Annotated in this window: 1 protein-coding gene; it reads right to left on the reverse strand. The window is 66.6% G+C overall.

Annotated features, from left to right (window positions below):
- A partial coding sequence (locus tag EV286_RS31825; protein WP_132961217.1) for an ABC transporter ATP-binding protein occupies window positions 1-1,493 on the reverse strand: 1,493 nt, incomplete at both ends.

Here is a 1,493-nt window from a genome sequence, read left to right on the forward strand (position 1 = left end):
GTGAGGTTTCTGCGGATGCCGCGGCGAGCGGGATCGGGGACGGGGACGGCGGCCATCAGCTTCTTGGTATAGGGATGCTGGGGATTTTCGAAGACGGCGGCGCGCGGGCCGATCTCGACGATCTCGCCGAGATACATGACGGCGACGCGGTGGCTGACGCGCTCGACGACGGCCATGTCGTGGGAGATGAACAGGAAGGCGAGGTTGAGGCTTTCCTGCAGGTCCATGAGCAGGTTGCAGACCTGCGCCTTGATCGAGACGTCGAGGGCCGACACGCTCTCGTCGGCGACGATCACCTTGGGGTCGAGGGCAAGCGCTCTTGCGATGCAGATGCGCTGGCGCTGGCCGCCGGAGAATTCGTGCGGATAGCGGCCCATCATCTCGGGTTTCAGCCCGACGCGCTCGAAGAGGTCGGCGGCCTTGTCGCGGGCCTGGGTTCTGGTGCCGAGGCCGTGCTCGATGAAGGGTTCGGCGACGGCCGCCCCGACGCTCATGCGCGGATTGAGGCTGGCGAAGGGATCCTGGAAGATCATCTGGATCGAGCGGCGCATGCGCCTCAGATCGACGGCGTCGAGGCCCATGACGTCGTAGCCGTCGAGATGGATGGAGCCGGCGTTGGGCTGGACGAGGCGGGTGATCGAGCGGCCGGTGGTCGACTTGCCGCAGCCGCTCTCGCCGACGAGGGAAAGCGTCTCGCCCTGGAAGAGGTCGAAGGAGACGTTCTCGACGGCATGGATGGCGCCGGTCCTGCGGCCGAAGAGGCCGGAGCGGATGTCGAAGCGGGTGACGAGGTTCTTGACCTCGAGGATCGGCGTCTTCCTGCGGTCGACGGTGCCTTCGACCTCGACGGGCTCGCTCTGCATGCCGGTTGAGACGTCGACCACCGGAAAGCGCAGCGGCCATTTCCTCCTGGTCATCGAGCCGAGGCGGGGGACGGCGGCGAGCAGGGCACGGGTATAGGGATGCTTACCGCGGTGGAAGATGTCGGCGGTGTCGCCGGCCTCGACGGCCTCGCCGCGATACATGACGATGGTGCGGTCGGCGATCTCGGCGACGACGCCCATGTCGTGGGTGATGAAGAGGACGGACATGCCTTCCTCCTCCTGCAACACCTTGATGAGATCGAGGATCTGGCCCTGGATGGTGACGTCGAGGGCCGTGGTCGGCTCGTCGGCGATCAGGAGCTTCGGGCGCGAGGCGAGCGCCATGGCGATCATGACGCGCTGGCGCATGCCGCCGGAGAACTGGTGCGGATATTCGTCGAAGCGGGAGGACGCATTCGGGATGCGGACCTTTTCCAGCAGGCGGATGGTCTCGGCTCTTGCCTCGGCCCTGGTCATGGCGCCGTGGCAGGTGAGGGCCTCGGAGATCTGCCTGCCGATGGTGAAGATCGGGTTGAGCGAGGTCATCGGTTCCTGGAAGATCATCGCCGCGTCCTTGCCGCGCACGGCGCGCATCTCGCGGTCGGAGAGCGCAAGGATGTCGCGGCCGCC

Source organism: Rhizobium sp. BK251, assembly GCF_004345245.1.
GTDB lineage: Bacteria > Pseudomonadota > Alphaproteobacteria > Rhizobiales > Rhizobiaceae > Rhizobium.